At 67.9% G+C, this 26,032-nt stretch carries 23 protein-coding genes; 5 read left to right on the forward strand and 18 right to left on the reverse strand.

The features are described 5' to 3' along the window. The first annotated feature begins 92 nt into the window (after window positions 1-92). From G154_RS25160 to G154_RS25170, 3 genes are all read left to right on the forward strand, one after another. Complete coding sequence (locus tag G154_RS25160) at window positions 93-1,592, forward strand: LCP family protein (protein WP_019514725.1); 1,500 nt, start codon at window positions 93-95, stop codon at window positions 1,590-1,592. A gap of 1 nt (window position 1,593) precedes the next feature. Next, entirely contained in the window at window positions 1,594-2,310 is a 717-nt protein-coding gene (locus G154_RS25165; protein WP_019514726.1) for a TIGR03089 family protein, read from the forward strand. A 91-nt stretch (window positions 2,311-2,401) separates the two neighbouring features. Then, window positions 2,402-3,199, forward strand: a complete 798-nt coding sequence (locus tag G154_RS25170; protein ID WP_019514727.1) for a class I SAM-dependent methyltransferase — start codon at window positions 2,402-2,404, stop codon at window positions 3,197-3,199. Between the two features lie 82 nt (window positions 3,200-3,281). Here the strand turns inward: G154_RS25170 and G154_RS25175 are convergent, their stop codons facing one another. From G154_RS25175 to G154_RS25185, 3 genes are read right to left on the reverse strand one after another with little or no spacing between them, the layout of a single operon-like run. Further along, window positions 3,282-4,442, reverse strand: coding sequence for an acyl-CoA dehydrogenase (locus tag G154_RS25175; RefSeq protein ID WP_019514728.1), 1,161 nt, complete (start codon window positions 4,440-4,442; stop codon window positions 3,282-3,284). A gap of 52 nt (window positions 4,443-4,494) precedes the next feature. Next, a complete protein-coding gene (gene purE / locus G154_RS25180) occupies window positions 4,495-5,019 on the reverse strand; it encodes a 5-(carboxyamino)imidazole ribonucleotide mutase (protein ID WP_019514729.1) in 525 nt (174 codons plus the stop codon). Beyond that, complete coding sequence (locus G154_RS25185) at window positions 5,009-6,205, reverse strand: 5-(carboxyamino)imidazole ribonucleotide synthase (protein ID WP_019514730.1); 1,197 nt, start codon at window positions 6,203-6,205, stop codon at window positions 5,009-5,011. Before G154_RS25185 ends, purE begins: the two co-directional genes overlap by 11 nt. A gap of 150 nt (window positions 6,206-6,355) precedes the next feature. Between G154_RS25185 and G154_RS25190 the strand changes: the two genes are divergently transcribed. Then, window positions 6,356-7,015, forward strand: a complete 660-nt coding sequence (locus G154_RS25190) for a GtrA family protein (protein WP_019514731.1) — start codon at window positions 6,356-6,358, stop codon at window positions 7,013-7,015. Here the strand turns inward: G154_RS25190 and G154_RS25195 are convergent. From G154_RS25195 to G154_RS25240, 10 genes are all read right to left on the reverse strand, one after another. Further along, complete coding sequence (locus G154_RS25195; RefSeq protein ID WP_019514732.1) at window positions 6,970-7,488, reverse strand: PH domain-containing protein; 519 nt, start codon at window positions 7,486-7,488, stop codon at window positions 6,970-6,972. The two genes, G154_RS25190 and G154_RS25195, sit on opposite strands and share 46 nt — an antisense overlap. 11 nt (window positions 7,489-7,499) lie before the next feature. Then, window positions 7,500-8,300, reverse strand: a complete 801-nt coding sequence (locus tag G154_RS25200; protein WP_019514733.1) for a biotin--[acetyl-CoA-carboxylase] ligase — start codon at window positions 8,298-8,300, stop codon at window positions 7,500-7,502. Further along, window positions 8,290-9,546, reverse strand: coding sequence for a lipase family protein (locus G154_RS25205; RefSeq protein WP_237742530.1), 1,257 nt, complete (start codon window positions 9,544-9,546; stop codon window positions 8,290-8,292). The genes G154_RS25200 and G154_RS25205 overlap by 11 nt, the downstream gene beginning before the upstream one ends. A 43-nt stretch (window positions 9,547-9,589) precedes the next feature. Further along, window positions 9,590-11,053, reverse strand: coding sequence for a sugar transferase (locus G154_RS25210; protein ID WP_019514735.1), 1,464 nt, complete (start codon window positions 11,051-11,053; stop codon window positions 9,590-9,592). Between the two features lie 651 nt (window positions 11,054-11,704). Further along, complete coding sequence (locus G154_RS25215) at window positions 11,705-12,934, reverse strand: lipase family protein (protein ID WP_019514736.1); 1,230 nt, start codon at window positions 12,932-12,934, stop codon at window positions 11,705-11,707. Next, entirely contained in the window at window positions 12,934-14,211 is a 1,278-nt protein-coding gene (locus G154_RS25220; protein WP_019514737.1) for an acyltransferase, read from the reverse strand. Before G154_RS25220 ends, G154_RS25215 begins: the two co-directional genes overlap by 1 nt. 57 nt (window positions 14,212-14,268) lie before the next feature. Beyond that, complete coding sequence (locus G154_RS25225; protein WP_019514738.1) at window positions 14,269-15,504, reverse strand: lipase family protein; 1,236 nt, start codon at window positions 15,502-15,504, stop codon at window positions 14,269-14,271. Between the two features lie 21 nt (window positions 15,505-15,525). Further along, on the reverse strand, window positions 15,526-16,251 hold the full coding sequence (locus G154_RS25230) for a YveK family protein (RefSeq protein WP_019514739.1): 726 nt from the start codon (window positions 16,249-16,251) through the stop codon (window positions 15,526-15,528). After that, on the reverse strand, window positions 16,248-17,501 hold the full coding sequence (locus tag G154_RS25235; RefSeq protein ID WP_019514740.1) for a lipase family protein: 1,254 nt from the start codon (window positions 17,499-17,501) through the stop codon (window positions 16,248-16,250). Before G154_RS25235 ends, G154_RS25230 begins: the two co-directional genes overlap by 4 nt. 2 nt (window positions 17,502-17,503) lie before the next feature. Then, window positions 17,504-19,258 carry a P-loop NTPase gene (locus tag G154_RS25240; RefSeq protein WP_330218776.1) on the reverse strand — a complete coding sequence of 585 codons (1,755 nt, stop codon included), beginning with the start codon at window positions 19,256-19,258 and terminating at the stop codon, window positions 17,504-17,506. On the opposite strand from G154_RS25240, the gene G154_RS25245 reads away from it, so the two are divergent. Continuing rightward, window positions 19,143-20,639, forward strand: coding sequence for an O-antigen ligase family protein (locus G154_RS25245; RefSeq protein WP_019514742.1), 1,497 nt, complete (start codon window positions 19,143-19,145; stop codon window positions 20,637-20,639). The two genes, G154_RS25240 and G154_RS25245, sit on opposite strands and share 116 nt — an antisense overlap. Here G154_RS25245 and G154_RS25250 read toward each other — a convergent pair. The 5 genes from G154_RS25250 to G154_RS25270 are packed head-to-tail and all read right to left on the reverse strand — an operon-like array spanning window position 20,636 to window position 25,991. Further along, window positions 20,636-21,775 carry a glycosyltransferase gene (locus G154_RS25250; protein WP_019514743.1) on the reverse strand — a complete coding sequence of 380 codons (1,140 nt, stop codon included), beginning with the start codon at window positions 21,773-21,775 and terminating at the stop codon, window positions 20,636-20,638. The two genes, G154_RS25245 and G154_RS25250, sit on opposite strands and share 4 nt — an antisense overlap. Continuing rightward, complete coding sequence (locus G154_RS25255; RefSeq protein ID WP_019514744.1) at window positions 21,772-22,977, reverse strand: lipopolysaccharide biosynthesis protein; 1,206 nt, start codon at window positions 22,975-22,977, stop codon at window positions 21,772-21,774. Before G154_RS25255 ends, G154_RS25250 begins: the two co-directional genes overlap by 4 nt. Next, on the reverse strand, window positions 22,956-24,095 hold the full coding sequence (locus tag G154_RS25260; protein WP_019514745.1) for a glycosyltransferase: 1,140 nt from the start codon (window positions 24,093-24,095) through the stop codon (window positions 22,956-22,958). Before G154_RS25260 ends, G154_RS25255 begins: the two co-directional genes overlap by 22 nt. Then, the gene (locus tag G154_RS25265) at window positions 24,095-24,772 is read right to left on the reverse strand and encodes an acyltransferase (protein WP_019514746.1); all 678 of its coding nucleotides are present in this window, start codon (window positions 24,770-24,772) and stop codon (window positions 24,095-24,097) included. The genes G154_RS25260 and G154_RS25265 overlap by 1 nt, the downstream gene beginning before the upstream one ends. Window positions 24,773-24,812: 40 nt before the next feature. Continuing rightward, window positions 24,813-25,991, reverse strand: a complete 1,179-nt coding sequence (locus G154_RS25270; protein WP_019514747.1) for a glycosyltransferase — start codon at window positions 25,989-25,991, stop codon at window positions 24,813-24,815. Window positions 25,992-26,032 lie beyond the last annotated feature (41 nt).

The following is a 26,032-nucleotide window of genomic DNA, read 5'->3' on the forward strand; positions in this document are numbered from 1 at the left end:
CCGGCCGAGGTGAGCGCGGGACGCGGTACGGACCGGTTGGCACGCCGACGCGCCTGGACGGACATCGAAGCGGCGGACAGTAGCCTGGGCAGATGCAGAATCGGCTGACCAGGACCGTTGGCGTGGCTGCCGCGGTCGCGGTCGTGTTGTCCACCGGGGTCGCCTGGAGCACGGTCCGCTCGTTCGAGGACGGTATCCACCACGTGAACTCGGCGGCCCTCGGCGGCGGCGGCGAGGACGGCGCCATCGACATCCTGCTCGTCGGCGTCGACAGCCGCACCGATGCGCACGGAAATCCGCTCTCGCCCGAGGAACTGGCGACCCTGCGCGTCGGCGACGATGTCGCCACCAACACCGACACCATCATCTTGATCCGCATCCCGAACAACGGGAGGTCGGCCACCGCGATCTCCATCCCCCGCGACACCTACGTCGAACTGCCCGACAACGAGGGCAAGATGAAGATCAACGGGGTCTACGGCGACGCCCGGCTGGCGACGATGAAGCAGCTCATCGAGGTCGAGGGCATGGACCCGGTCGAGGGTGAGAAGGAAGGCACCGAGGCCGGGCGGGAGGCGCTGATCAAGACTGTCGCGCACCTCACCGGCGTCACCGTGGACCACTACGCCGAGATCGGGTTGCTGGGTTTCAGCTTGATCACCGATGCCCTCGGCGGGGTGAATGTCTGTCTGAAGAATCCGGTCTACGAACCGCTCTCGGGTGCCGATTTCCCGGCGGGCTGGCAGAAGTTGGACGGTCCGCAGGCATTGAGCTTCGTGCGACAGCGCCACGATCTGCCGCGCGGCGATCTGGATCGGGTGACCCGCCAGCAGGTGGTGATGGCGTCCCTGGCCCATGAGGTCATCTCCGGCAAGACCCTGTCCAGCCCGGCAACCCTGAACCGGTTGCAGACCGCGGTGCAGCGTTCGGTCGTGCTGTCCGATGGTTGGGACATCATGGATTTCATCAAGCAGCTCCAGGATGTCGCGGCGGGCTCGGTCGCCTTCGCCACCATTCCGATCCTGCGCGAGGACGGCTGGAGTGACGACGGTATGCAGTCCGTCGTCCGCGTCGACCAGGACCAGGTCAAGCAGTGGGTGGACGGCCTGCTCAACGAGCAGGAGGAGGGCAACACCGAGAAGGTCGCGTACTCACCCGAGAAAACCACCGTCGACGTGGTCAACGACACCGATATCAACGGGCTGGCCGCCGCAGTCTCCCAGGTGCTGACCAGCGGCGGATTCACCGCGGGCAACGTGGGCAACCACGACGGCGAGCGCGTCGCCAACAGCATGGTCAGGGCGCCCAGCGTCGATGATCTCGGTGCGCAGGCCGTCTCGCAGAAGTTGGGCAACCTGACCGTCGTCGAAGATCCCTCAATGGCGCCCGGCACCGTGCAGGTCGTGCTGTCCGACGATTACTCCGGCCCGGGCTCCGGGCTGGAGGGCACAGGCGCGTCGGCCGATCCCGCGGGCAGCGACTGGTACCAGGGCTATCAGGGCGATGACCTGGTTTCCACCAGCGAGACCGCTCCCCCGCCGCCGTCGCCGATCATCACCGCAGGCTCGGATGACCCCCAATGTGTGAACTGAGGTGACCGACACCGTCAGCGCCGCCCTGCTCGATCCGTTGCTCAAGCGCGACCCGGTGGGCCCGCGGATCACCTACTACGACGACGCCTCCGGCGAGCGCATCGAACTGTCCGCGGTGACGCTGGCCAACTGGGCCGCCAAGACCGCCAACCTGCTGCGCGACGAGCTCGGCGCCGGCCCCGGCAGCCGGATCGCGGTGCTGCTGCCCGCGCATTGGCAGACCGCCGCGGTGCTGCTGGGCATCTGGTGGATCGGCGCCGAGGCGGTGCTGGGGGCCGATGTCGGGGACGCCGAGATCGCGTTGTGCACCGCCGACCGGCTCGACGAGGCCGACGCGATCGTCGGGACCGGAGAAGTGGTGGCGTTCTCGCTCGATCCGTTCGGTAAGCCGGTCGCGGACCTGCCGATCGGCGTCACCGACTATGCGACCTCGGTGCGGGTGCACGGCGACCAGATCGTGCCCGAGCGCGCGCCGGGGCCGGCACTGGCCGGTCGCAGCCCGGCGCAGGTGGTGGCCGCTGCCACCGCAGCCGCCGCCCGAGCGGGTCTGACCGACCGGGACCGGGTGCTCTCGACCGCATCCTGGAACACCCCGGGCGACGTCGAGGAGCACCTGCTGGCGGTGCTGACCGCCGGATCGTCGCTGGTGCTGGTGGTCCACCCCGACGCCGACCGCCTCGATCGCCGGCGCGAGATGGAGAAGGTGACCCGGGGCTGACCCGCCGTGCGAGGCAGGTCGCGAAGTGCCCCGAGCGTCAATATTTGCGCGTGATGGGTCTTTTACACCCGCTATGAGTACCCTGTGACACGTGGAACGCAATGGCCTGAAGTTCGCTGCATATCGCCATATCGGGCATCGTCGGGTGCAGGGCTATACGGAGACCGCTGCCATCGGGTTGCTGCAAGCCGTCGACGAGTATCAGCGTGCGGCAGGCATCGGTGGTCCGATCGCCGAGATCGGCGTGCATCACGGGCAGCTCTTCATCGCCATGAAGCTGCTCCAGCAGCCCGGCGAAGCGGCCATCGCGATCGACCTGTTCGAGGATCAGGACGCCAATATCGACAAATCCGGCCAGGGTGATCGGGACCGATTCCTGGCACACCTGGATTCGTGGACCGATCGGGACGGCCTGATCATCCACCAGGGTGACTCCACCCAGATCTCCCCCGGGGAGATCGCCGAGATGTCCGGGGTGCGGTTGTTCTCCGTCGACGGCGGGCACACCCAGGAGATCGTGCTCAGCGATATGCGACTGGCCGAGAAGAGCCTGACCGAGGGTGGCGTCGTGATCGCCGACGATGTCTTCAACCAGCAGTGGCCGGGTGTCTGCGTGGGCACCGTGCACTACCTGGAGAAGGGCGGCGCCCTGGTGCCCTTCTACATCGGTTACAACAAGGTGCTGTTCACCCAGCCCGAACACGCCACGCGTTACCGGCAGGCCCTGGACGCCGCCTACAGCGGCAGAACCATGACCGCCGTGTTCGAGTCGTCGTTCGTCGGCCATCCGGTCAGCGTCCTGGTGCCGGTGCCCAAGCACCCGGTGCACATCGCGCGGCGCAACGAGACGCTGCGCAGCACCTACCGCAAGATCACCAAGGGGCGCTAGACGCGAATGGCCGGTTATCACACGCCCTTTCGAGGAAGGCGTGCAATAACCGGCCGGTCGGCGCCGACTCAGGCCGGCGGGGTCACTTCAACAGCTGCCTGCTCATCACGACGCGCTGGATCTGGTTGGTGCCCTCGTAGATCTGGGTGATCTTGGCATCGCGCATGAATCGCTCGACGGGGAAGTCGACGGTGTAGCCGTACCCGCCGAACAGCTGCACGGCGTTGGTGGTGACCTCCATGGCGACATCGGAGGCGAAGCACTTCGAGGCCGAGGCCAGGAACTGCAGGTTGGGCTCCATCCGCTCGGCGCGGGCGGCGGCGGTGTAGACCATCAGCCGGGCGGCCTCGATCTTCATCGCCATATCGGCCAACATGAACTGGGTGTTCTGGAAGTCCGCGATCGACTTCCCGAACTGCTTGCGCTCCTTGGTGTAGGCGATCGAGGCGTCCAGCGCGCCCTGGGCGATGCCGACGGCCTGCGCACCGATGGTGGGCCTGGTGTGATCCAGGGTGGCCAGCGCGGTCTTGAAGCCCGTGCCCGGCTCGCCGATGATCCGGTCGCCGGGGATACGGCAGTTCTCGAAGTACAGCTCGGTGGTGGGCGATCCCTTGATGCCCATCTTGTGTTCCTTGGGCCCGGCGCTGAACCCCTCGTCGTCTTTGTGCACGATGAACGCCGAGATGCCGTTGGCGCCCTTGTCGGGGTCGGTGACGGCCATGACGGTGTACCAGGTGGACTTGCCGCCGTTGGAGATCCAGCACTTGGTGCCGTTGAGGATCCAGTCGTCACCGTCGGCGACGGCCTTGGTGCGCATGGCGCCGGCATCGCTACCGGCCTCGCGCTCGCTCAAGGCGTAGGAGGCCGTCGCCTCGCCCGCGGCGATCGAGGGAAGAACCTTGGCCTTGAGCTCCTCGGACCCGCGCATCAGCAGGCCGGTGGTGCCCAGCTTGTTACAGATCGGGATCAGCGAGGACGACGCACAGACCCGCGCGACCTCCTCGATGACGATGCACGCCGCGACCGCGTCGGCGCCCTGGCCGCCGTACTCCTCGGGGATGAAGACGGCCGAGAAGCCGGAGGAATCCAGCGCTGCCAAGGCCTCGTCGGTGTAGCGCGCCTTGGCGTCCACATCGGCGGCGTGCGGCTCGATTTCCTTCTCGCACAGGTCGCGCAGCACGGTGCGCAACTCGTTGTGCTCGTCGGAGAGCTGGAACAGGTCAAAGGACGGGTTGGCAACCATGGGGATCTCCTCGCTACTCGCCAGTAACCTTAGCCGGTTAATAGCGATTCACTCAATTGCCGAGTAGGCGATTGCGCAACGCGGCGTCTTTCTCCAGCACCATCTGCTCCAGACCCGCCTGGAAATCCTCGATCCGGGAGCGCAACGCGGGATCGGAGGCACCCAGGATCCGCACCGCCAGCAGGCCCGCGTTGCGGGCACCGCCGATCGACACCGTCGCCACCGGCACCCCGGCCGGCATCTGCACGATCGACAGCAGCGAGTCCAGGCCGTCCAGTCGCGCCAGCGGCACCGGCACACCGATGACCGGCAGCGGCGTCGCGGCGGCGACCATGCCTGGCAGGTGCGCCGCCCCGCCCGCACCGGCGATGATGATCTCGATACCGCGCCCGGCGGCGCTCTGCGCGTACTCCAGCATCCGGCCCGGGGTGCGGTGGGCGGACACGACACCGATCTCGAACGGGATGTCGAACTCGGCCAGCGCGGTCACCGCGGCCTCCATCACCGACCAGTCGCTGTCGCTGCCCATGATGACCCCGACGCGGGGCCGCAGTTTCTCGGTCAACTCAGTGTCCATCCCATCCGTCGGTCCACTCGGCATGCGACAGCCAGTGCGCCGCACGCTGCGCCCGTTCCCGCAGTGCCGCAACATATTCCGCATTGTCCGGCGAGGCGTGACCTGGCCCTGCCCAGCTGCCTCCCACGATGTTGACGTGCCCGATCTTGCGGCCCGGCCGCTCCCCCTTGCCGTACAGGTGGATCTTGGCATCGGGCATCCGGCCACAGAGGTGGTGAACGCGCTCGTCCATCGACATCGAAGGCGTCTGGGCCGCGCCCAGGACATTGCCCATCACCGTCACCGGCGCCAGCGCCGAGGTGTCACCGAGCGGGTAGTCCAGCACCGCGCGCAGGTGCTGCTCGAACTGGCCGGTGCGGGCACCGTCCATGCTCCAGTGCCCCGAGTTGTGCGGGCGCATCGCGAGCTCGTTCACCAGGATTTGGCCGGCCTCGGTCTCGAAGAGCTCGACGGCCAACACACCGACGACACCGAGCTCCTCGGCCAACCGCAGCCCCAGCGCCTCGGCTCCGGCGGCGAGCTCGGGCGCCAACCCGGGTGCCGGGGCGATGACCTCGACGCAGATCCCGTTGCGCTGGACGGTCTGCACCACCGGCCACGCCGCGCCCTGCCCGAACGGCGAGCGCGCCACCAGCGCCGAGAGCTCCCGGCGCCAGGCGACCCGCTCCTCCAGCATCACCTCGACACCGTCGGCCAGGTACCCGGCGACGGCCTCGCGGGCATGGGCCAGATCACGCGCCAGCACCACCCCACGACCGTCGTAGCCGCCGCGGACGGTCTTGATGACGACCGGGGCGCCGGTCCGCGCGGCGAACGCGTCGACATCGTCGACGTTGTGCACTGCGGCGTAGGCCGGGATCGGCGCACCGAGGGCCTCCAGCTTGCGGCGCATCACCAGCTTGTCCTGGGCGTGGATCAGCGCCTGCGGCGGCGGGTGCACCGTCACCCCCTCGGCGACCAGCTGCTCGAGGTGTTCGGTCGGCACGTGCTCGTGGTCGAAGGTCAACGCCGCCACACCCTGGGCCGCGCGGCGCAGGGCGTCCAGGTCGGTGTGGGCGCCCAGCACCACCTCCGGTGTGACCTGAGCGGCAGGGTCGCCGGGATCGGCGGCCAGCACGCGCAGGGATTGCCCCAGCGCGATGGCGGCCTGGTGGGTCATCCTGGCCAGTTGACCGCCGCCGATCATCACGACGGTGGGCGCTCGGGAGACAGAGGGCGTTCGGGACACGGCTACCTATGTTGTCATGCCGGGCGCAGGGGCCGAGCGGACCGCCGGTACCAGGACTGACCTGCAGCGGTTCACGTTGGCCGGGTTACTTGCGTAGACTTCATCCCCGTGTCCTTTGCTGATGCCACGATCGCGCGGCTGCCCCGCGCCTTCCGGCCCTTCGCCGAGCGGCACCATGAGCTCATCAAGTTCGCCCTGGTCGGCGCGACGACGTTCATCATCGACTCGGCGATCTTCTACACACTGAAGCTCACCGTCCTGGAGCCCAAGCCGGTGACGGCGAAGATCATCGCGGGCATCGTCGCGGTGATCGCGTCCTATGTCCTCAATCGCGAGTGGAGCTTCAAGGACCGCGGCGGCCGGGAGCGCCATCACGAGGCACTGCTGTTCTTCGGCGTCAGTGGCGTCGGGGTGCTGCTGGCCATGGCACCGCTGTACTTCTCCAGCTATGTGCTGGGTCTACGGGTGCCCGAGGTGTCGCTGACGGTGGAGAACATCGCCGACTTCATCTCGGCGTACGTCATCGGCAATCTGCTGCAGATGGCCTTCCGGTTCTGGGCATTCCGGCGCTGGGTGTTCCCCGACGAATTCGCCCGCAACCCGGAGAAGGCGCTGGAGTCCACCCTGACCGCCGGCGGTATCGCCGAGGCCTTCGAGGACCATGTCGAGGCCGGTCACAACGGTTCGGTCACCCCACTGCACCGCGGGCTCGCGGGACCGGATCAGCTGGGCGATTCCTCGGAATCGAGGGTGTCGAAGACCTCGTGATAGAGCAGGGAATGCACCTGCTCCACGCGCGGGATATCGGAGAATTCCAGCGGGTCCTGTGACGCGGATTCGATGATCAGCGTGCCGGTGCGCAGCATCCGGTCGAGCAGCCCGTGGGTGAACTCCACGCTGTTGATCCGCGCCAGCGGGATATCGATACCGCTGCGGGTCAGCAGGCCGTGGCGGAACATGACGCGGCGGTCGGTGATCACGAAATGTGTTGTCCACCACGTCAGGAACGGCCACACCGACAGCCAGCCGACCAGAATCAACCAGATGGCGGCGAGGACGGCGAAAATGATCCGCTTGGCGTTGTCGTCCCAGTCGGTCTGATTCACCCAGCCGGCGGCGAAGGCCGCGGCGGCACTGGCCAGCAACAGCACCGAGATCGCCCCGAGCAGCCGCTTCCAGTGCGGGTGCCGGTGCAGAACGACGTGTTCATCCCTGGCCAGGACGTTTTCTGGATAGCCCACGACAGTGGACTCTACTCAAACACCTCACCGGACAACGGGCGCAAATGCACAATATCGGCCGCAGCGACCACCTCGGTGCCCGCCCCGGTGTCGATACACAATCGACCCTGCTCGTCGACGCCCGTCGCGGTGCCCGCGATCTCGCGGCCGCCCGGCAGCAGTGCGCGCACGGATCGTCCCAGGGTTGCCGAGCGCGTCCGATAGTCGGCCAGCAGCGCGGCACCGCCGCCGGCCTGCCATGCCGTGATCCGAGAGCCCAACTGCTGCAGCAGGATGCGTGCGATCTCGGTCCGGTCGGTGGGACCCCCGAGAATCTGGATCGAGGTGGCATTGGCCTGGCCGAGCTCATCGGGGCTGACGGCCACGTTCAACCCGATCCCCAACACCACCACCGGCTGCGGCGAGGCGACCTCGGCCAGGATGCCCGCGATCTTTGCTCCCCCGACCTGGACGTCGTTGGGCCACTTCAAACCCGCGGTGATACCGATGGCAGCCATCGTGTCCACCACCGCGACGCCCGCCAGCAGCGGCACCAGGCCCCATTGCTGTTCGGGGACTCCGGCGGTGGAGATGCCCACCGACACGATGACCAGCCCGCGGGGCACCGCCTCCCAGACGCGTCCGCCACGGCCGCGACCGGCGGCCTGATGCTCGGCAAGTAGCACCGCACCGGCGATCGGTTCGGTGGCGGCACGGGCGATCAGGTCGGCGTTGGTGGACCCGGTCTCGTCGACGACGTCGAGACGCTGCCAGGGTGCGGCCAGGCCTGCCCGTAGCGCCGCGGCGTCGAGGGCGATTCGTTCAGCAGTCATTGCGCACCGGTTGATCGGCGAATCTCGTTGCCATCCAGTTCAACTGGCTCACCAGGTCAACCTCCGCGTGCCCCTTGTCCGGCTCGAACTGGACCGTCACCGTGCCACCCAAGGCACATGCGCGTTTGATCGCGTCGGCGGTCCATGCTGCGTCGACCAATGTATCGGCACCGCCGTACCAGACCGACATCGGCGCCGACAGCGCCCGCTGCGGCAACGCCCAGGCGCGCAACAACTGGCGCAACCGATCGGCGGCCACCCCGTTGCGCGGTGCCACGTCCTCGGGCCGCAGCTGCTCGGCGGCCGCACCGCGCTGGTAGATCTCGGGCGCCTGGCATGCTGTCAGCACCGACCAGTTCTCGGTGGCCGCCCCGCCCCGGAAATCGTCGCGGTTCAGATCGGTATGCACGCGGGCCAGCGCCTCGACGATGACGGGCATCGCCAACAGCTGATCTGAGGTCAGGGTGCCCGCCAGCGCCTTGTCGACGAACCCGCTGACATCGGCGGCCGGAGCGGCCGCCACCGCCCCGAGCAGGTGCAGTTCGGGTGCGTACACGCCCGCCTGCTCGTCGGCCGCCCAGGTGGCGGCTCCGCCCTGGGAGTGTCCGAAAGCCATCCAGGTTCCCGAGACGTCGGCGAAGGTGTGCCGCAACGCGCGGACACTGTCGATCATGTTCAGCCCGGCGGTCTTGGCATCGAGATAGGGATGAATCCCCTTGGCGCCCAACCCCTGGTAGTCGGGCACCGCGACGGCGTAGCCGCGATCGATGAACGGCGTCACGAACGCCAGCGCGCCCAACATGGTGTCCGAGAGCGATGGCGCGCACGGCTCGTCGATACCGACGGTGCCGTGCCCGATCGCGACCACCCGCCAACCGCCCGGCGGCGGGTCGCCCAGCGGCGTGAACACCGACCCGGACACCACGGTGGGTGCCCCGGAATCGCCGGAGGTGGACCGGTACAGCACGCGGGCGGCGTGCATGTTGCGGGCCTCCACGCGGCGGGTCACACCGGGCATGGTCGTGGCCGACACCAACGATCCCGGTCCGCCGACGTTCAGATCCGCCGACGGGATGGGGGTGGGCGGACCGCCAGGGCCGGGAAGGGTGTTGACGACCGCGAGTCCGATCGGCACGGCGAACGGCGCCAACGCCGCGTACACGGCCAGCTGGGCGATCAGGGCGACAGTGAGGGCGATGATGCCGAAGAGCCGGCGTGGTCGGCTGGATCTGACCTCGGACGGCACGAACTCCACGCTACCGCAGCGCCGGTGCCGTTCCTGGTGGCCGTCAGTAGGCGCCGGTACCGCCGAGCACGGTGCGCACGGTCTTGACCGCGATCAGCAGATCGCTGCTGATGGACCAGTTCTCGACGTAGGACAGATCCAATCGCACGGAGTCGTCCCAGGACAGATCCGCCCGACCGCTGACCTGCCAGAGCCCGGTGATGCCCGGCAGCACGAGCAACCGACGCCGCACCTGGTCGGTGTAGGCATCGGCCTCACTGGGCAGCGGCGGCCGCGGCCCGACGACACTCATTTCCTTCTTCAGCACGTTGATGAACTGCGGCAGCTCGTCGATGCTGTACCGACGCAGGATCCTGCCGACGGAGGTGACGCGCGGATCCTGGCGGATCTTGAATAACACCCCGCCGTCCATCTCGTTGAGCTCGGCGAGGCCGGCCACCATCTTGTCCGCGTCCACCACCATGGTGCGCAGCTTGATCATCTGGAACGGCTTGCCGTCCAGTCCGATCCGCTCGGACAGGTAGAAGATCGGTCCACGGCTGGTCAGCTTGATGGCAATGGCACTCACCAGCAGCAGCGGGAACGCCGCCAGCAGCACGCTGACCGAGACGAAGATGTCGAAGGCACGCTTCTGCAGCTTCTTGGTTCCGCTGTACTGCGGCTTCTCGACGTGGATGAGCGGGAGGCCGGCGACCGGGCGCATGGTCAGCCGCGGTCCGGCCACGTCGACCATCCCCGGCGATACGACCAGGTCGACGCCCAGGCGGTCCAGATCCCAGGACAGCTCGCGGACACCATCGGGGCCGAGGTGTTCGGTCGTGGTGAGCGCCACGGTATCGGCATTGACCTTGGCGATGGCCTCTTCGACCTGATGCTCGTCACCGAGGATGGGCAGCGGCCCGACACCGGGGACATCGAGGGTGCCGCCACCGGAGCGGCCGGTGAGGCAGACACCGACCACCGAGTAGCCGTAACCCCAGGACCGTTCCAGGGACTGCACCAGGCTGCGCACCGCCGCGGCATTACCGACGGCGACGACCGAGGTGATGCACTGCCCGCGCTTGCGGTACCAGGACAGCACCCGCCGGCACGCGCTGCGGCCGACGAACAGGAACACCAGACCGAGCGGAAACGCCAGCGCCAGGTATCCGCGTGCATATTCCGGCCGGAAGATCATCAGGGTGACAGCCACCACGCTGATGGTGGACAACGTGGCCGACAGGACCCGGCGGTACTCCTCCATGCCGGCGCCGACGATCCGGGGCGAGCGGGTGCGGTACGCGGCCAGCAAACCCAACCAGATGAGACCGAAGATGACCGAGAGCAATCCGAAGTACTTGGTGAGCGGGTCGAAGTCGGTGACCGGCCGACCCAGCCGAACCATCTGCGCGCACGCCATCGCCGTCCCGACCACCACGATGTCGGTGATGAGCAGCGCACGACCGTACCGCCGCTGCCACAGCAACCCATCGTGATCTCGAACGGGCGCCGGGTCCGTCAGGGTCACCGGCGCTTCCGTCTCTCTCACCAACGTCACTTGCGCGTCCACCTTCGTTTGCTGCACCACTCACTGCGTGCTGGATAAGACTATCGCTTTGTTTCCTGATACTTGCAACATTTTGGCCCAAATTTCTGGCCACCGGCTGACGCGAGCGCAAATTCGCTCGCCCAAACGATCTTGATTTGCCCGCGGCCGCCACTCCCCCGTGCTGACCAAAAATGACGCTCGCGACTATTTGACCAGGCAGTTAGCGTAAACCGCCCGTGTTAATAAGACGTACTGAAGACTTTTCGTCTGGGTAGCCGAAGCGTTACATCGGCACCGAGATCGGTCGAACCCTGGTCACGGACCCGGAAAGCCATTGCTGAAAATGCGATCCCGCGCACACTTGCGACAACCCCCGCTTAGCCGCGTGGCAATCGGGCTCCGGCAACCCCGCCGGTTCCGCCCCCCTCGCGGCACCCGGCGGCGGCGCAACGCCGGCGTGTCCGCGGCCGGCGACGCAGCTCACGCGCCGTCACCGGGCTGCGCGCACCAGGACAGCGGACGGACGATGTGGCCGGTCGAGCGTCCGCACAGTGCGCAAACACGCTCCTGGACACGCTGTGGGACGGCGAGTGGCCGGCTCGGCGGCGGGTGGACCGGCAGCGAATGGGATCAGGCGCACCCGGAGGCCGCCGGCTGCCCGGCAAGGCGCTCGCTGAGCCAGCCGAGCTGATCGGCGACGTCGAGATCGCCATGCCCCTTGTCGGGCTGGAAATCGGCGACCACGTTGCCACCCAGTGCACACGCCTGCGCAATCGCGGCCTCGGTCCACGGCGGATCGATGTATTCGTCCCTGCCCCCGTAGACGACCGACAGCGGGACCGCCAGCCGCTGCTGCGGCAGCGCCCATGCCTTCAGGTACCCGCGCAACCGATCGGCGGCCGCCGGTGAGGTGGGCGACAGGTCATCGGGTTTGAGCTGATCGATGAATCCCTCGCGATCATGCACCGCCGCGCCGGAACAGGCGATCAGGGTGTCCCATTGGGCCGCCGCCACGCCGTGGCGGTAGTCGTCGCGATCGATGTCCGGGTGCAGGCGGGCCAGCGACTCGATGATCAGGATCAGCGCCGCGCCCTGCTCCTTGGTCAGCGTCGCGTCGACGGCCTTGTCGACCAACCCGGCGACATCGGCCACCGGCGCCAGTGCCAGCACGCCGCTGGGCAGCATGTCCGGGGCGTAGGTACCGGCCTGCTCGCCGACCGCCCAGACGGCGCCGCCGCCCTGGGAGCCGCCGAGAGCGGCCCAACGGTCCGACACGTCATCGAAGGTGTGACGCAACGCGCGCACCGAGTCGATCATGTTCAGACCCGCCGTCCGGGAATCCAGGTAGGGGTGCACCCCGGGCGCACCCAGGCCCTGGAAATCGGCGAACGCGACCGCGAAACCGAGATCGGTGAGTTTGACCACCCAATCGGTCATCCCGAGCAGCGTCGCCGACAGCGAGGGCGCGCACGGCTCGTCGATACCGACGGTGCCGTGCCCGAACGCGACGACGGGCCAGCCGCCCGCCGGCGGGCTCCCGCGCGGGATGAAGACCGACCCCGACACCTCGGTGGGTACCCCAGTGTCTCCGTCGGTGGATCGGTACACGACGCGCGCGGCGCTGATCTGCGAGCCCTGCGGGCTGCGACTGAACTCCGGCATCGTCATCGCGCTGATCAGTGATCCCGGACCGGTCCCGGACAGATCGGCTCCCGGAATCGGCTCCGCTCGGGCGGCGGCCGCGGGCGGGTCGGACAGGCCCAGCTGTTGGCGGACGGTCGGCGATACGGCGACGGTCACACCGGCGACGAGAACCAGCACGGCCGCCAGTGCACCGCCGATCAGCAGATTGCGACGCATCAACGCTTCCGGAACCGCTTGACGAGGTCCAGCCCCGGACGTTCGACGGTGTAGTAGGTGATCGTCGCCACGACGATCGTCACGATGGCCACCACTGCCACGTTACGCAGCATCCCGCCCCACGAGTCGCCGGCGGCCAGACCGTAGCGGCCAAGCAGCAACAGGATCGGGTAGTGCCACAGGTAGACCGACAGCGAGATCAGCCCGACGAAGTAGAACGGTTTGGCGTCGAGGAACCTGGCCAACCGCGAATCCCTGCCGCGCGCCAACGGGAACACCACGATCGCGATGAACACCGCGGAGACGAAACCGATTCCGGCGGTGGCGAATACGGTGCCTGCGAAGGTCAGCGCCAGGGCACCGACAAACGACACCATCAGCAGCGGGAAGCACAGCAGATAGATCCGCTTGGCCGCCGGTGCCGAGAACACGCCCTGCTCGATCGCCACATAGATGATGGCCGCGAACATGCCGTAGGCGAACAGGTCGGCATTGGTCAAGAAACAGCGCATGAACACCGCGGCCCAGGTTGGTCCCCAGTTCTGCATCGTCACGGTGTCGGCGCCGGTCGCGGCGAACACCATCGGCGCGAACAGCCGCCCCACCACACCGATCGTCAGCAGGATGACCGGTGCGAGACAGGCCAGCACCAGCGGCATGACGTCGGTGCGCCTGCGCAGTGTGAACAACAGCAGACCAAGCAGCGGCAACGACGCGTAGAACGCGATCTCCAGGGTCAGCGACCAGGACGGACTGATCCCGGTCTGCACATAGTCCGGGAAATAGGTCTGGGTGAGCGTCAGGTTGGCCAGCAGTTCCCACGGGTCGGTGATCATCCCGGTGCCCGCGTCGGTGCCGTGCGGCTGGATCGCCGAGTTCTCGACGTAGGCCACCTGCAGCAGGTAATTACAGATCAGGAAGATCACCAGATAGCCGGGGAACACCCGGAAGATCCGGTGCAGCGCGTACTGCTTGGTGTCGGGCATCGCGGCCGCCGACCGGTCTTTGGTGAGCCGCCGGATATAGGGCAGGAAGAGCAGGAAACCGCTGAGGACGAAGAACAGGATGAGCGCCAGGCCGAGCACGCCCAGGAACGCCTTGTCGTGGGTGACCGGCGAGTAGGCCAACGCCACATGGCCGACGACGACTGCGAGGCAACCCAGACCGCGTATGCCGTCCAGCCCGATGATCCGGGTCTGGGTCGGTGAGCTGGCGACCACCTGGGACTCGATGGCCGGCGCAGGCGCCTCACCGCGTGCCGCGTTGGTATCTGTCATGAGCGTTCTCCGGTCGAGCGACGTTCGAGGTTCGGTTCCTGCATCGGCCAGGGCCCGTCAGACACTCTTGAGTATCGACGGACCGCCCTCGACGTTGCATGTGCTGTCGGCGGGTGCGTCGGCGAACCGCTTGATGATCCAGTCCAACGCGACGATGGGATCGAAATCGCCGTGTCCGCGGCCACCAGCGATGAACGATGCCACGGTGTCGCCCATATTGCAGGCTCTTTGCACGGCCTCGGAGGTCCAGGCCACCGGCACCACATCGTCGGCGTCGCCGTGCACCACGAACATCGGGGCCGCGGCCGGCGCCTTGGGCAGGCCGCTCATCTGCTGCAGGTATCCGCGCAACCGGTCGACGGCCTCCGGGGTCGCGGGCCGCAGATCCTCCGGCGGGATCTTCTCGGCCACCTCCAGCCGTTCCTCGGTGGCGTCGACCGAGCAACCCGCCAGCAGATCCCATTTCTCGGCGACCAGACCGCGCCGGTAGTCGTCGAGATTCAGATCGGGGTGCGCGTTCTGTAGCGAGGACAGGATCAGCACCATCGCGATGCGCTGCTGGGCCGAGAGCGTGCCTGCGGCGGCCATGTCGGCGAGGCCGGTGATATCGGCGGCCGGGGACACGCTGACCGATCCGAGCAGCCGGGTGTCGCGGGCGCCGTAGGTGTTGAACACCTCGTTGGCCGCCCAGGACGCCTGCCCGCCCTGGGACACCCCGAAGGCCACCCAGCGATCCGACATGTCCGGGACCAGATGCTTGGCCGCGCTCGCCGCGTCGACCATGTTGTATCCGGCGGTCGTGGCATCCAGGTACGGGTGGTAGCTGTTGGTGTTGCCCAGCCCCTGGTAGTCGGGAACGACCATCACGTAACCGAGGGTGACCAGCGCCCGGATGGCATCGACGGAACCCAGCAGCGTCGGCGACAGCGAGGGGCCGCATTCGGAGAGCACGCCGGTGGTGCCGTGCCCGAACACGATGGTCGGCCAGCCGCCCTCGGGCGGAGTGCCGTCCGGGACGAACACACTGCCGGTGACCACCTGCGGACTGCCGTCGACCCCGGAGGTCGAGTTGTAGGAGATGCGCGCGGCGATCGAGGTGATCCGCAGCAGTCGGCGATCCACGGTCGGCAGCCGGGTCGCGCTGACCAGCGCGCCCGGCCCGTCCGCGGAATAGTCTGCGGGCAGCTGGATCTCGGTCGCCTGGGGCCCCGGCGGTGGGGTCTGGGGTCCCGCGCACCCCGCGACCACCAACGCGACCGCCAGCACCGAGCTCGCCAGCATCTTCTTGGGCACCAACTCAGAAACTCCTCGGACTCAAGTGGACATCGTGCCGTTGACGACGTCGACCAGTTGGCCGCGGGTCAGCACGTTGTCGCGAGCGATACCGACGGCCAGCACGAGCACCGCGCTGAGCGCGAAACCGACCCCAGCGGCGATGATCAGGGTGTTGGTGACATCGGGTTGCACCTTGTGGGCGGCCGCGGCGGCGTCGACGGGCACGAGTTGGGCGACCGGACCGGTGTACTGGATGGCGTCGGTGGGTTCGGCCTGGATCCACTCCAGCTCCCCGGAGAGCTTGGCCAGATTGACCGCCAGCGCATTGACGGCCGTGACGGTCTGATCGGGGTCGGCACCGGAGACGGTCACCCGCAGCAGCACCGAGCTGGGCATGCCGAATCGGTTGATGCCGTAGGGCTCCCAGGTGGCGGTGGTGCTGGCGGCCAGTTGCTCGGCGGTCATCGGCAGGCCGGTCTCGTCGATGGCGCGCTGGCTGATCACCCGCGACTGGGCCAGCGAGGAGTACGTGGCCATGCGGGCGTTGGCACCGAGCCCGCCCGCGTAGGCGGAGTAGGTCCCGGGATCGCCTGCGACCTGGGCGAACAGCAGCGCCGACGCGGTGTAGCCCTTATCGAAGGTCAGTTTCTGCACAACATAGGCCGCGCCGGGGGCCAGCAGCGTGGCGAGCAGGATGATGACCCAGCCCCTGGCCAGGATCGTCAGATAGTCCCGAGCCCGCGGGACGTCGACCGGCGCCCTCAATTTCGGCTCAGGCAATCATTCGGTGGCGGATCGGCCCCGTCGAGTCGATCCATCAACCAGGGCAGCGTGAAACCACTGTCCAGGTCGGCGTGCCCTTTGCCGACGCCCTTCTCTATCTGGATATAGCTGCCCATGGCACAGGCGCGGTCGAGGGCCTGCTCGAACCAGGCCTGGTTGACCAGCATGTCCTGGGTGCCGTAGCCGACCACCATCGGCGTCAGGTTGGGCGCCTGGGGCACCGCGATCTCGGCGAGCCGGTCACGCAACCACACCACGTCCTCGTAGGTGGCCGGTTTGAGGTCTTCGTTGGTCATCAGGGCGCGCACCCTGGCGATATCGTCGAAGTTGGGCGGGATGCAGTCCAGCAGGGCATCCCAGTTCTGCGCGGTGACACCGCGACGGTAATTGTCGAGGTTCATCTCGGGGTGGAACCACTTCAGCGACTGCAGCGCGAACACCAGGGTGACCCGCTGGTCGGGGGTCAGCGTCTCGTTCCACGCCGCGTCGGCGAGACCGGCCATATCGGCTGCCGGTGCCATCGCCACCGTGCCGAGCAGATCCAGGCCGCGGCCGTAGGTGGGCGCCTGTTCGGCCGCCGCCCAGACAGCAAGCCCACCCGCGGAGTGGCCGTAGGCCAGCCAGCGGCCGGTGGTCGGAGCGCCGATGCGCTGGGCGGCGCGCACCGAGTCGATGACGTTGTACCCGTAGGTCTTGGCGTTGAGGAACGGGTGCTGATAGCCCTCGACGCCGGCGCCCTGGAAGTCCGAGACGGTCACCAGGAATCCGGCCCGCACGAAGACCGACATGGTCCAGGCGTTCAGCGGCAGGCTGCTGTACAGACTGCTGGCGCATTTGTTGAGCACACCCTTGGTGCCCTGCCCGAACGCCAGGATGGGCCAGCCGCCCTTGGGCGGGTCGCCCGGCGGGATCGCCACCGCGCCGGATACCTCGGTGGGCTGGCCGTCGACGCCGGAGGTGGACCGGTACACCACCCGCATGTACGTGGCGTCGTCCTGGTTGAGCAACTCGCTACCCGACATGGGTTCCACCGAGATCAGCGAGCCCGGCCCGTCATCGGTCATATCGGGTGGTGGCAGCCGGGGTTTACCGTCGAACGGCGGGGTGAAGGTCTTGATCGCCGGCGGGGCCGCAGCCTCCGGCGGGGGTGCCGGTTCCGCCGGCGCGCAGGACGTGACCAGCACGACCAGGGCGCACAGCGCAGCCGCGCCGCGGAACGGGCTCGGCGCCACTCCTACCTCTTGGCCGAGGCCGGGGACTCGGCCTTGGCGGTCTCGTCGTCGGTATCGCGCGCATCGCCGGTCTTGGCCGATCCCGCCGCCGCCCCACCGTGCTTGCGGTCGGCGGACAGCTCCCGCCGGTGCCCGGGTTCGAAGGTGGCGACGACACCGAGGACGGTGGCGTGCGCGGTCTGCAGCGCGGTCACACCCTGACGCAACGCCGAGGCCTTGGTGTGACCGATGCGACCCAGCACCAGCGCACCGTCGCCGAGCGCGGCGGGCACCGTCCCGTCGGCGTATTTGGTCAGCGGCGGTGTGTCGATGATCACGTACTCGAAGTGCCCGCGCAGCAGCTCCAGTACTCGCGAGGTGCGCTGATCTCCCCACAGATCGCGGCGCACCGACGGCACCGGCCCGGCGGGCAACAGCGCGACCCGCGACCCGGGCACCTCGATCAGCGACTCGGACAGATCGTGCTGGCCGGCCAACAGGGTGCTGAACCCCTTGGTGCCTGCCTGCTTGACCGCGGCACTGTCGAGGGCCAACAACTCGGGCAGATCCGGCTTGACCAGGTCACCGTCGACCAGCACCACGGAGTGCCCGGCCTCGGCGAAGGAGGCCGCCAGGTCGATCGCGGTGGTCGAGCGGCCGTCCTGCGGGGACGGGCTGGTCACGGCGATGACACGCGGGTGCTGGCCGTGGGCGTTGCGGGCGAACTGGACGTTGGTGCGCAGTTCGCGCAGCCGTTCGACCGCCAGTCCCCCGGCTTCCAGGTCGATGACCCCGGTGCGGTCGTGTGCGTCGGCGACCAGGGTGCCCAGCAAAGGCACACCCGTGACGTCCTCGATGCGCTCGCGGCGACGGACCTTGCTGTCGGAGATGCCGAGCAGAACCGCCACCAGCACGCCGAGTACCAGACCGCCGACCGCGCCCGCGGCCAACCGGATGGGCAAACCCATCGACTCGACCTTGGTGCCGTAGCTGGCGTCGTCGACCAGCACGGCGGCAGCGGCGGCCTCACCACCGCGGCGGGAGGTCTCCAGCTCGGCGGTCACATTGACCAGTTGGTCGGCCACCGCGTTGGCGTAGCGCTGAGCGGCCGCCGGATCGGGATCGGTGGCGGTGATGTCGAGCAGCACGGTCTGCGGCAGCGGCATCGCGGTGATCTTGGCGCGCAGTTCGTCGACCGAGATCGGCGCCTTGAGCTGGGCGATGGCCCGCGCCGCGACCTGGTCGCTGGTGGCCAGCCCGGCATAGGAGAACACCCGTTCCTGGGAGAACAGGTTGTTCTGGTAGGCGTCACCGACCGAGGTACCGCTCTGGGTGGTGACGAACAACCGGGTTGTCGAGGAGTACTGCGTCGTCGACATGAACATGGTGGCGTACCCCACAGCAACACCTATGAGCGTTGCCAGCAGGACTACCCACCAGAACCGGCGAAAGATTCGCAGGTAATCACCGACGGCCAAGGGAGCACTCCATTCGCTTCTGGATCGCCACGACAATGCAACGATAGCGTCAACTACAGCAGCCGCCCAGTTTGCGGCTGGCACCCTAGGTGGCGGCGCCAGCGAAACCGATGCAAGGATAGTTAAATGCAACAACGGTGCAGTAAAGCCGTGAGGATCATTCCGCAATGAAGACGAGTCCGCAATGAAACTCGGCGCGCCGTCACGCGGCAGTGTGCTGCTCGGCGCGGCAATCATTGCGCTGACGGTGCTGTTGGCGACCGCGGTCGCTCTCGCGGGCAAGCCGGCGATCATGGCCATCGCGGCACTGATCGCCATGTCGGTCGGCCTCTACATCGGCCTGCGACATCCGCTGTGGCTGTACTGGGGCATGGCGGTGGCCATCGGCACGCTGCCGTTCGGCTATTTCCCCGGCGTGCACCTTCCGCTGTATCTCCCGTTCGCGGGCGGGGCGCTGATGGCTGCATTGATCCATCCCAACGCCGCCAAGCGTTTCCCGGTGCTGGGCAGCACCTTGGCCAAGGCCGTGTTGGTGCTGGTGATCGTGTCCGGCATCTCGATGATCGTCACGTTCTCCTCGATCGTGAACATCCTCGACTACACCAAATGGGCCATCGCGACCGGCGCGTTCTTCGCCATCCTCGCACTGCCGCGCGAGCACCTGGCCAAGTTCGGCCGGATCTTCGCCTACGCCGCGGCGTTCAACGCCGCGTTCGGCATCGCGTCGATCCTCATGGGATCGAATCAGATTCTGCTGCAACCGTTTCGGATCTTCGGGTATGCCGTGGCGAACACCGAGCGGTTCTTCTTCACCGGCGGCACGCCGACCAATGTGCCTCGCACGGACCGCTTTCAGGTCGCCGCCGACAGTCAGGCATTCAGCCGCCTCGGCGGCCTGTGGCTGGATCCCAATGCCGCGGGCATCGGGCTGGTGATCTCGTTCGTCGTCGCCATGATCGTGTTCGCGGGGTGGCGGCGGGTGCTGATCGTCGGGATCATCGGCGCGGCAATTGCCCTGACGCTGAGTCGATCCGCCATCGTCACGGTGTTGGTGGGTGTTGTTCTGGTGTTCATCTTCCACCCGATGCGGGCCCGAGACCGCCAGCTGCTCATCGGCACGATGACCCTGGCCGTGGTCGGTGCATTCATGGTGCCCTCGGTGCGCACCCGATTACTCGGGACGCTCAGCGAGAACGACGCCGGGGCCACCGACCGCGTCGATTCGATCCGCGAGTTCCCCGGCCGGATGGACGGGCACTGGTTGTTCGGGTGGGGTTGGTCACAACGCGAGTTCAAGGACGGCGCCTACGCGTTCCTGGAGAACTTCGTGTCGAACGCGCCGCTGATCGCGATCCACCGCGGCGGCATTTTTGTCGGAATCGCTTTCCTGGCCGTCGTCGCTATCGGTTGCTTCATCGGCTATCGGCTGCTGCGGGCAAATTCACTTCCGAGCGCGGTTTATGGCGGCGTATTCATCGGGTTTTCGTTCGTGGCGCTCAATCTCGATCACCCGGTGGTGATCATCCCCCAGATCGTCTTCCTGTACACGATCTTCCTGGTCTTCCTGGTCTATGCCGATCAGTTGCGGACCGAGAACCGGGAAGCCGATGAGCTGACCGCGCGGATCGAGCAGGCCAGAAAACACCAGGACGCGCCGGTCCCGGTGACGGCAGGCGGCTAGCCGAGCAGCGCCGACACCGCGCGATGCGGACGGCGCTGGTCCCAGAATTCGCGGTTACGGGCGTACAGCCGCTCACCCGCCGAACGCGCTTGCTCGACGTCCAACAGCAAACTCCGGCAGGCCGCGACGAAGTCATCGTCGTCGTCATGGGTGCCCAGTTCCAGCAGCTGCGCCAGCGAGCCCACCGCCGCGGTGGTGCCCACCACCGGTAGCCCCATCCTGGCCGCGTCCAGGATCTTCACCCGCACACCGCCGCCGGTGCTGATCGGCGCGATCATCGCGCGGCAGGTCGCCAGGAAACCGCCGAGGTCGTCGACGAAGCCCAGATCGCGTACCCCGTCGGGATAGACCGGGTCTCCGGCCTTCCCCGACTTTTTGGCGCCGATGATGCACAGCTCGGCGCCGTCGATCCCAGCGGCGATCCGCGGCCACAACCGCAGCGCGGTCAGGAAGGCCTCCTGGTTCGGGGGCCAATCCCTGGTGCCCATCAGCACCAGCCGGCGCGGGGTCGACGCCACCGGCACCTGCGTCGCCGGTGGCAGGGTGAGGTCCAGCCATCGCGCCGACGGCACGCCGTTGGCCCGATAGAACTCGGCCTCGTCGGCGTCGTAGGTGCCGACCGCGTCGGCGGCCCGAGCCACCCGCAGTTCGTCACCCAACAGCCGGCCCTCCTGCTGCCTGCCCAGCAGCCCTCGGGTCGCGCGCCACACCAGAGATTCACTGACATGGGTGTTGACCACCAGGCGCGCCCGGCCGACCTGGGTACTGCGCAGGAATGATTCGGCCATGTAACTGTGCTCGGCGACGAACACGTCGGCGGTGGCCGCGGAGATGGCCGCCACCAGCGCATCGCTGTCGAACCGGGCGTGGGTCAGGCTGCGGCCGGTGCGCAGGGTGTCGACCAGCAACCGCACCGGTTGCACACCGGTTTTCCCGACCCGCACCAGTGTCATCCCGCCGGCGACCAGCTCGGTCTCGACCGTGCCCGCAGGCTCATGGGACAGGCAGATGGCCGATACCTCGCAGGAATCGGCCGCCAGCCGGATCACCAACCGGGACAGCTCGACGTCGCCGCCGTGGTCGGCGACCGGATCCTTCGACAGCAGGAACACGGCCCTGGTGGCTGCGGCGGTCATGATGATGTCGTCCTGCCTGTCGGCCTGCGGTACAGGATGTAGGCGTAGATGCCGAGCAGCAGCGCATCGGCGATCACGGTGGCGATCGCCGCGCCGACAGCGCCGGCGAAGGCCAGCAACGCCACCAGGCCGAGCTTGACCGGGAGCAGGCTCAGGTTGGCGACCAGTCGGGTGGTGTCGCGGCGCTGCAGATAGAGCACCGCCTGGAAGACCGAGGTGATGGTGCGCATACCGCAGAACATCGCCATGATGATCATCGCGGCGGCCAGCTCGTTGGGGGCGGGGGTGAACAACATGACCACCCCGACGACGAGGACGAGCAGCCCGGCCAGCGCACCGAGGATCAGCGTGCTCTTCAGCGGCGGGCCCGCCGAGAGGTGACCGTCACCCTCGCGCAGTGCCCGGTTGTAGGACATCCCGAAGGACTGGCCGACGGCGACGATGGCGATCGTCACGGTCACGGTGAGCGCGTAGTAGCCCACCGTGGTGTCATCGGTCAGCCAGCCCAGCAGCAGCACATCACCCTGCAGATAGGCGGCCAGCCCGAGCATCTCGCCGATCAGGATGGCGATCAGCTTCGGCGGCCCCGGCATACCGGGGCGGTGCGGTAATACGACGAATCCGACCACGATGGCGATCACCACGTACGGCGCCACCAGGAACAGGCTGGCGATGTGCAAGGTGGGCTGGTCGGCCAGGAAGACATACCCTGCAGCGCATGCCACGCTGGCAACCTGGCGGATGGTGTCGAGCTGGGCGACCCGCTGGGGCTGACCGTCGCGGGCCCAATGACTCTGGTAGGCCTTCAGCACGATCTCGCCGCCCGCGACGAACAACCCGAACCAGGCGATGTAGCTGACCTCGACCAGGGCCGCGCCGGCCACCATGAGGGTGACGCCGAGCAGATAGCGGCTGGTGCGCTCGGACAGGAACCGCTGCTCGGACTCCCGCACCGCGCGGACGGCGAAGGGATTGTCCAGTGGCGGCCCGATCAACGAGAAGGCCGCGTACGCCATGCCGTACTGACCGTAATCGGCGATGCCGAGCTGGGCGATGATGACGGCCGTCCACAACAGTCCGACACCGCGTCCGCCGTAGAGCCAGAACACCGCCCACAGCGTGCGCATCAGGTGATTCGAGGTGGGCGCCGGACCGGCGGGAGCCGGCTGCGCGGGATCGGTCACCGGCCGCTCGCGGACCACTCGGCGAGCACCTTCGACCAGATCTGCGCGAAGGCCTCCGCGGTGCGGGCGGCCGACCGTTCCTGGCGGGTGCGGTCGGCGTTGCGCCCGAGCTCGGTCAACCGGTCGGCATCGTTGAGCAGGGTGGCGATGCCATCGGCCAGTCCGGCGGCCACGGCATCGTCGCCACCACCACGCGGGGCGACGTTGAGCACGCCTTGGTCGGTGCCGAGCTCGGCCAAAGCGCCGTAGCCGGTGCACACGATGGGTGTGCTGTAGGCCATGGCATGGGCGACCACCCCGGAAGCCGGGTAGGTCTCGGCGTAGAAATGCCGCTTGCCGTAGGGCACGACGATGGCGCGCACCGATTCGAAGAAGGCGTCCTCCTGCGCTCCGTCGACACCGCCGAGGATCTCGATGCCCTCGGCCCGCGGCAGCTCCTCCGTGCCGCGACCGGCGACGCGGATCGCGATGTCGCGGGGCAGCAGCTCGCGGATCCGGGCGATATGGTCGAAACCCTTTCCGCGGTAGACGAATCCGAAGAAGCCGACGGCCTTCGGACGATCCTGGGCCGGTGCGATGGCGGGACGGCTGCGCACCAGGTGCGGCACGCAGTAGGTCGACGTGTCCGGGTAGGTGCGCGCGATCGACTGCCGCCCCGTCTCGGTGAGCGCGATCAGCGTGCGGCCGGCATGCACCCGCCCCTCGACGGCGCGGGACAGCGGGCGCAGCGGGTAGTGGATGCCATGGGTCAGCAGCCGAGACGACGCGATGAACTTCGTGCGCGCCAGGAACCACAACCCTTGGGGCGGATCGTGGATGGTGGCGGTGACGGGCACATCGTCGATACCGGCGGTGGCCCAGAACGTCGGCAGCACCCCGGTGGACAGCTCGGCGTGCACCAGTGTGCGCCCGGGCGGGCCGTCGGCGATCAGCCTGCGCACCCGGGTGCGGTGCCGCCGGATATCGGCAAGGGTGTCCGAACCCGGTCCTGCGGTGCGGCACTCGACGATCTCACCGAAATGCGGCCGCAGCGCGGTCACCAGGTCCTGCGCATAGTCCCCGACCGCGGTCTGCCCCTCGTCCGGGGCGACGAAGACGAGCCGGTGATCGGGGAACGACTCCGAGCCGGCCGACATCAGTAGAACAGTGGGCGGTGATTGTTGGTGTAGCCCAACGATTCGGCGGGCCGCTTGCCGATCACCTTGGCGGGCACCCCGCCGACGATGTCGAGTTCGGCGACATCCTTGTTCACCACCGCATGCGCGGCCACCACCGCACCCCGGCCGATCAGCGACGGCAACACCATGGCGCGGCTGGCGATCCACACGTAATCCTGGACGACGGTCGGAATCGGCACCGGCAGGAAGTCGGGATGGTTGATGTCATGGCCGCCGCCGATGAAGTGCACGTCACTGGCGATCGTCACGTTGTCGCCGATGTAGAGCCCGGCGCGGGAATCCAGCAGGCAGCGGAAACCGATGGCGACCCCGTCGCCGACGGTGAGGAATTCGATGTCCAGCACGGTGGTGCCGCGCAGGATGGACGACCGCTTGCCGATCCGCGCACCCATCAGCCGCAGGTAGCCCTGCCGGATGGTGTGGGAGGGGATGTAGGTGATGAAGCTGTTGAAGAACAACTCACCGAGCCGGTTGCGGATCTTGCGGAACCGGGTCATCCCTTGCATCTTGTAGTCGATGACGCGGTTGTTCTCGTCGAGGATCCACTCCGGCGGCGGTGGCATGTGCAGCGCCGGAGCGGCGGCCAGCTTGCGGGCAACGTCTTCCGGATCAGCCGACGCGGGTACTCCGGTCATGGGTATGTGCTCCTTTGCGATTGCGCGTCCACCATAGCCATCAGGGCCGTGGTGTCACCTGGTTCGGATTCACGATCTCGTCGACGGCGGCGTACAGCGACTCCGCATAGCGCGCCTCGGTGAAGCGCTCGGCGTGGGCCCGCAACCGGTCGGGGTCGAACTCGCCGGCTTCGAAGCGATCCAGCGCCTCGGCGATGGCGGCGGGCTCGGGTCGGTCGAAGAAGACCCCGGTGCTGCCTTCGACGACGGTGTCCAGGAATCCGCCCCACCGCAGCACCACACTGGGCTTGCCCGATACCGCGGCCTCGATGGGCGTCAGCCCGAAGTCCTCGTAGCTGGCCGCGATCAGTGCCCGGCAGGATTGATACAGCCAGGCCATCTGTCCGTCGGTGAGTGCCGACAGCAGGGCCACGTTGGGCGTCTTGAGCCGTTCCAGCCGGGCCGCCTCCGGTCCGTGCCCGACGACGACGAGCCGGCGGTCGGTGTGGGCGAAGGCCCCGATGACGGCGTCGACGTTCTTGTAGGCCATCAGGCGAGAGACGCACAGATAGAAGGGTTCGCCGCCATCGGTGAGCCAGTGCGCCACCTCGGGCACGGGTTCGGCGGGGGCATCCGGGCGCATGGAGATCGGCGACGGCAGCACGCCGGCGTCGATACCGTAGGCGGTCCGGATCCGGTCCTTGATGGCGGTCGAGACCGCCAGGTAGCGGTCCACGGTGGTGGCGGCGCGCTGATCCCATGACCGCAGCGCCGGCGAGCCGACCTTCAACACAGCGCGTTTGAGTTTGTCGCCGTCGGGTTTGAGGTAGTGCTCCAGTGCGTAGAGCCAGTGCGCCGGGGTATGGCAGTGCACCAGCTTGGCACCGTTGGTGCGGAAACCGTGCGCCCAGCCGCTGCTGCTGGTGACCACGACATCCGCGTCGATGAACATCGCACTGGCCGCGAACGGCAGCACCGGCAGCGCGGCCCGGTGGTGCTTGCGGAACAGCGACATCCGGTTCAGCGGGGACACCCGCACATCGCGCTCGGCGAACTCCGGATAGGTGCCCGCCGGGTCGTAGAGCAGCGTGTAGATCGGTGCGTCGGGGAAGGCCTTGCTCATCGAGAGCACCACCTTCTCGGCGCCGCCCCGCTGGGTGAGGTAGTCGTGTGCGATCGCCACCCGCGGGCCGTCGACACCGTCGAAACGCCGCGGGGCTCCGCTGCGGTCGTCAGACACGAACGAATCCTCCTGAGTAGCCGGCACGCCGACCGCGGCGA

Source organism: Mycobacterium sp. VKM Ac-1816D (assembly GCF_000416385.1).
Taxonomy (GTDB): domain Bacteria; phylum Actinomycetota; class Actinomycetes; order Mycobacteriales; family Mycobacteriaceae; genus Mycobacterium; species Mycobacterium neoaurum_A.

What these genes read in the sequence shown, in the direction of transcription:
- purE (WP_019514729.1), bottom strand. Translation starts at nt 5,019, where the DNA reads ATGGACACTGAGTTGACCGAGAAACTGCGGCCCCGCGTCGGGGTCATC.
- G154_RS25260 (WP_019514745.1), bottom strand. Translation starts at nt 24,095, where the DNA reads ATGTCGGCCGGCTCGGAGTCGTTCCCCGATCACCGGCTCGTCTTCGTC.
- G154_RS25175 (WP_019514728.1), bottom strand. Translation starts at nt 4,442, where the DNA reads ATGGTTGCCAACCCGTCCTTTGACCTGTTCCAGCTCTCCGACGAGCAC.
- G154_RS25160 (WP_019514725.1), top strand. Translation starts at nt 93, where the DNA reads ATGCAGAATCGGCTGACCAGGACCGTTGGCGTGGCTGCCGCGGTCGCG.
- G154_RS25220 (WP_019514737.1), bottom strand. Translation starts at nt 14,211, where the DNA reads ATGACAGATACCAACGCGGCACGCGGTGAGGCGCCTGCGCCGGCCATC.
- G154_RS25265 (WP_019514746.1), bottom strand. Translation starts at nt 24,772, where the DNA reads ATGACCGGAGTACCCGCGTCGGCTGATCCGGAAGACGTTGCCCGCAAG.
- G154_RS25200 (WP_019514733.1), bottom strand. Translation starts at nt 8,300, where the DNA reads ATGACTGCTGAACGAATCGCCCTCGACGCCGCGGCGCTACGGGCAGGC.
- G154_RS25250 (WP_019514743.1), bottom strand. Translation starts at nt 21,775, where the DNA reads ATGACCGCCGCAGCCACCAGGGCCGTGTTCCTGCTGTCGAAGGATCCG.
- G154_RS25215 (WP_019514736.1), bottom strand. Translation starts at nt 12,934, where the DNA reads ATGCGTCGCAATCTGCTGATCGGCGGTGCACTGGCGGCCGTGCTGGTT.
- G154_RS25185 (WP_019514730.1), bottom strand. Translation starts at nt 6,205, where the DNA reads ATGATCGGCGGCGGTCAACTGGCCAGGATGACCCACCAGGCCGCCATC.
- G154_RS25240 (WP_330218776.1), bottom strand. Translation starts at nt 19,258, where the DNA reads ATGGCCATGATCGCCGGCTTGCCCGCGAGAGCGACCGCGGTCGCCAAC.
- G154_RS25245 (WP_019514742.1), top strand. Translation starts at nt 19,143, where the DNA reads ATGAAACTCGGCGCGCCGTCACGCGGCAGTGTGCTGCTCGGCGCGGCA.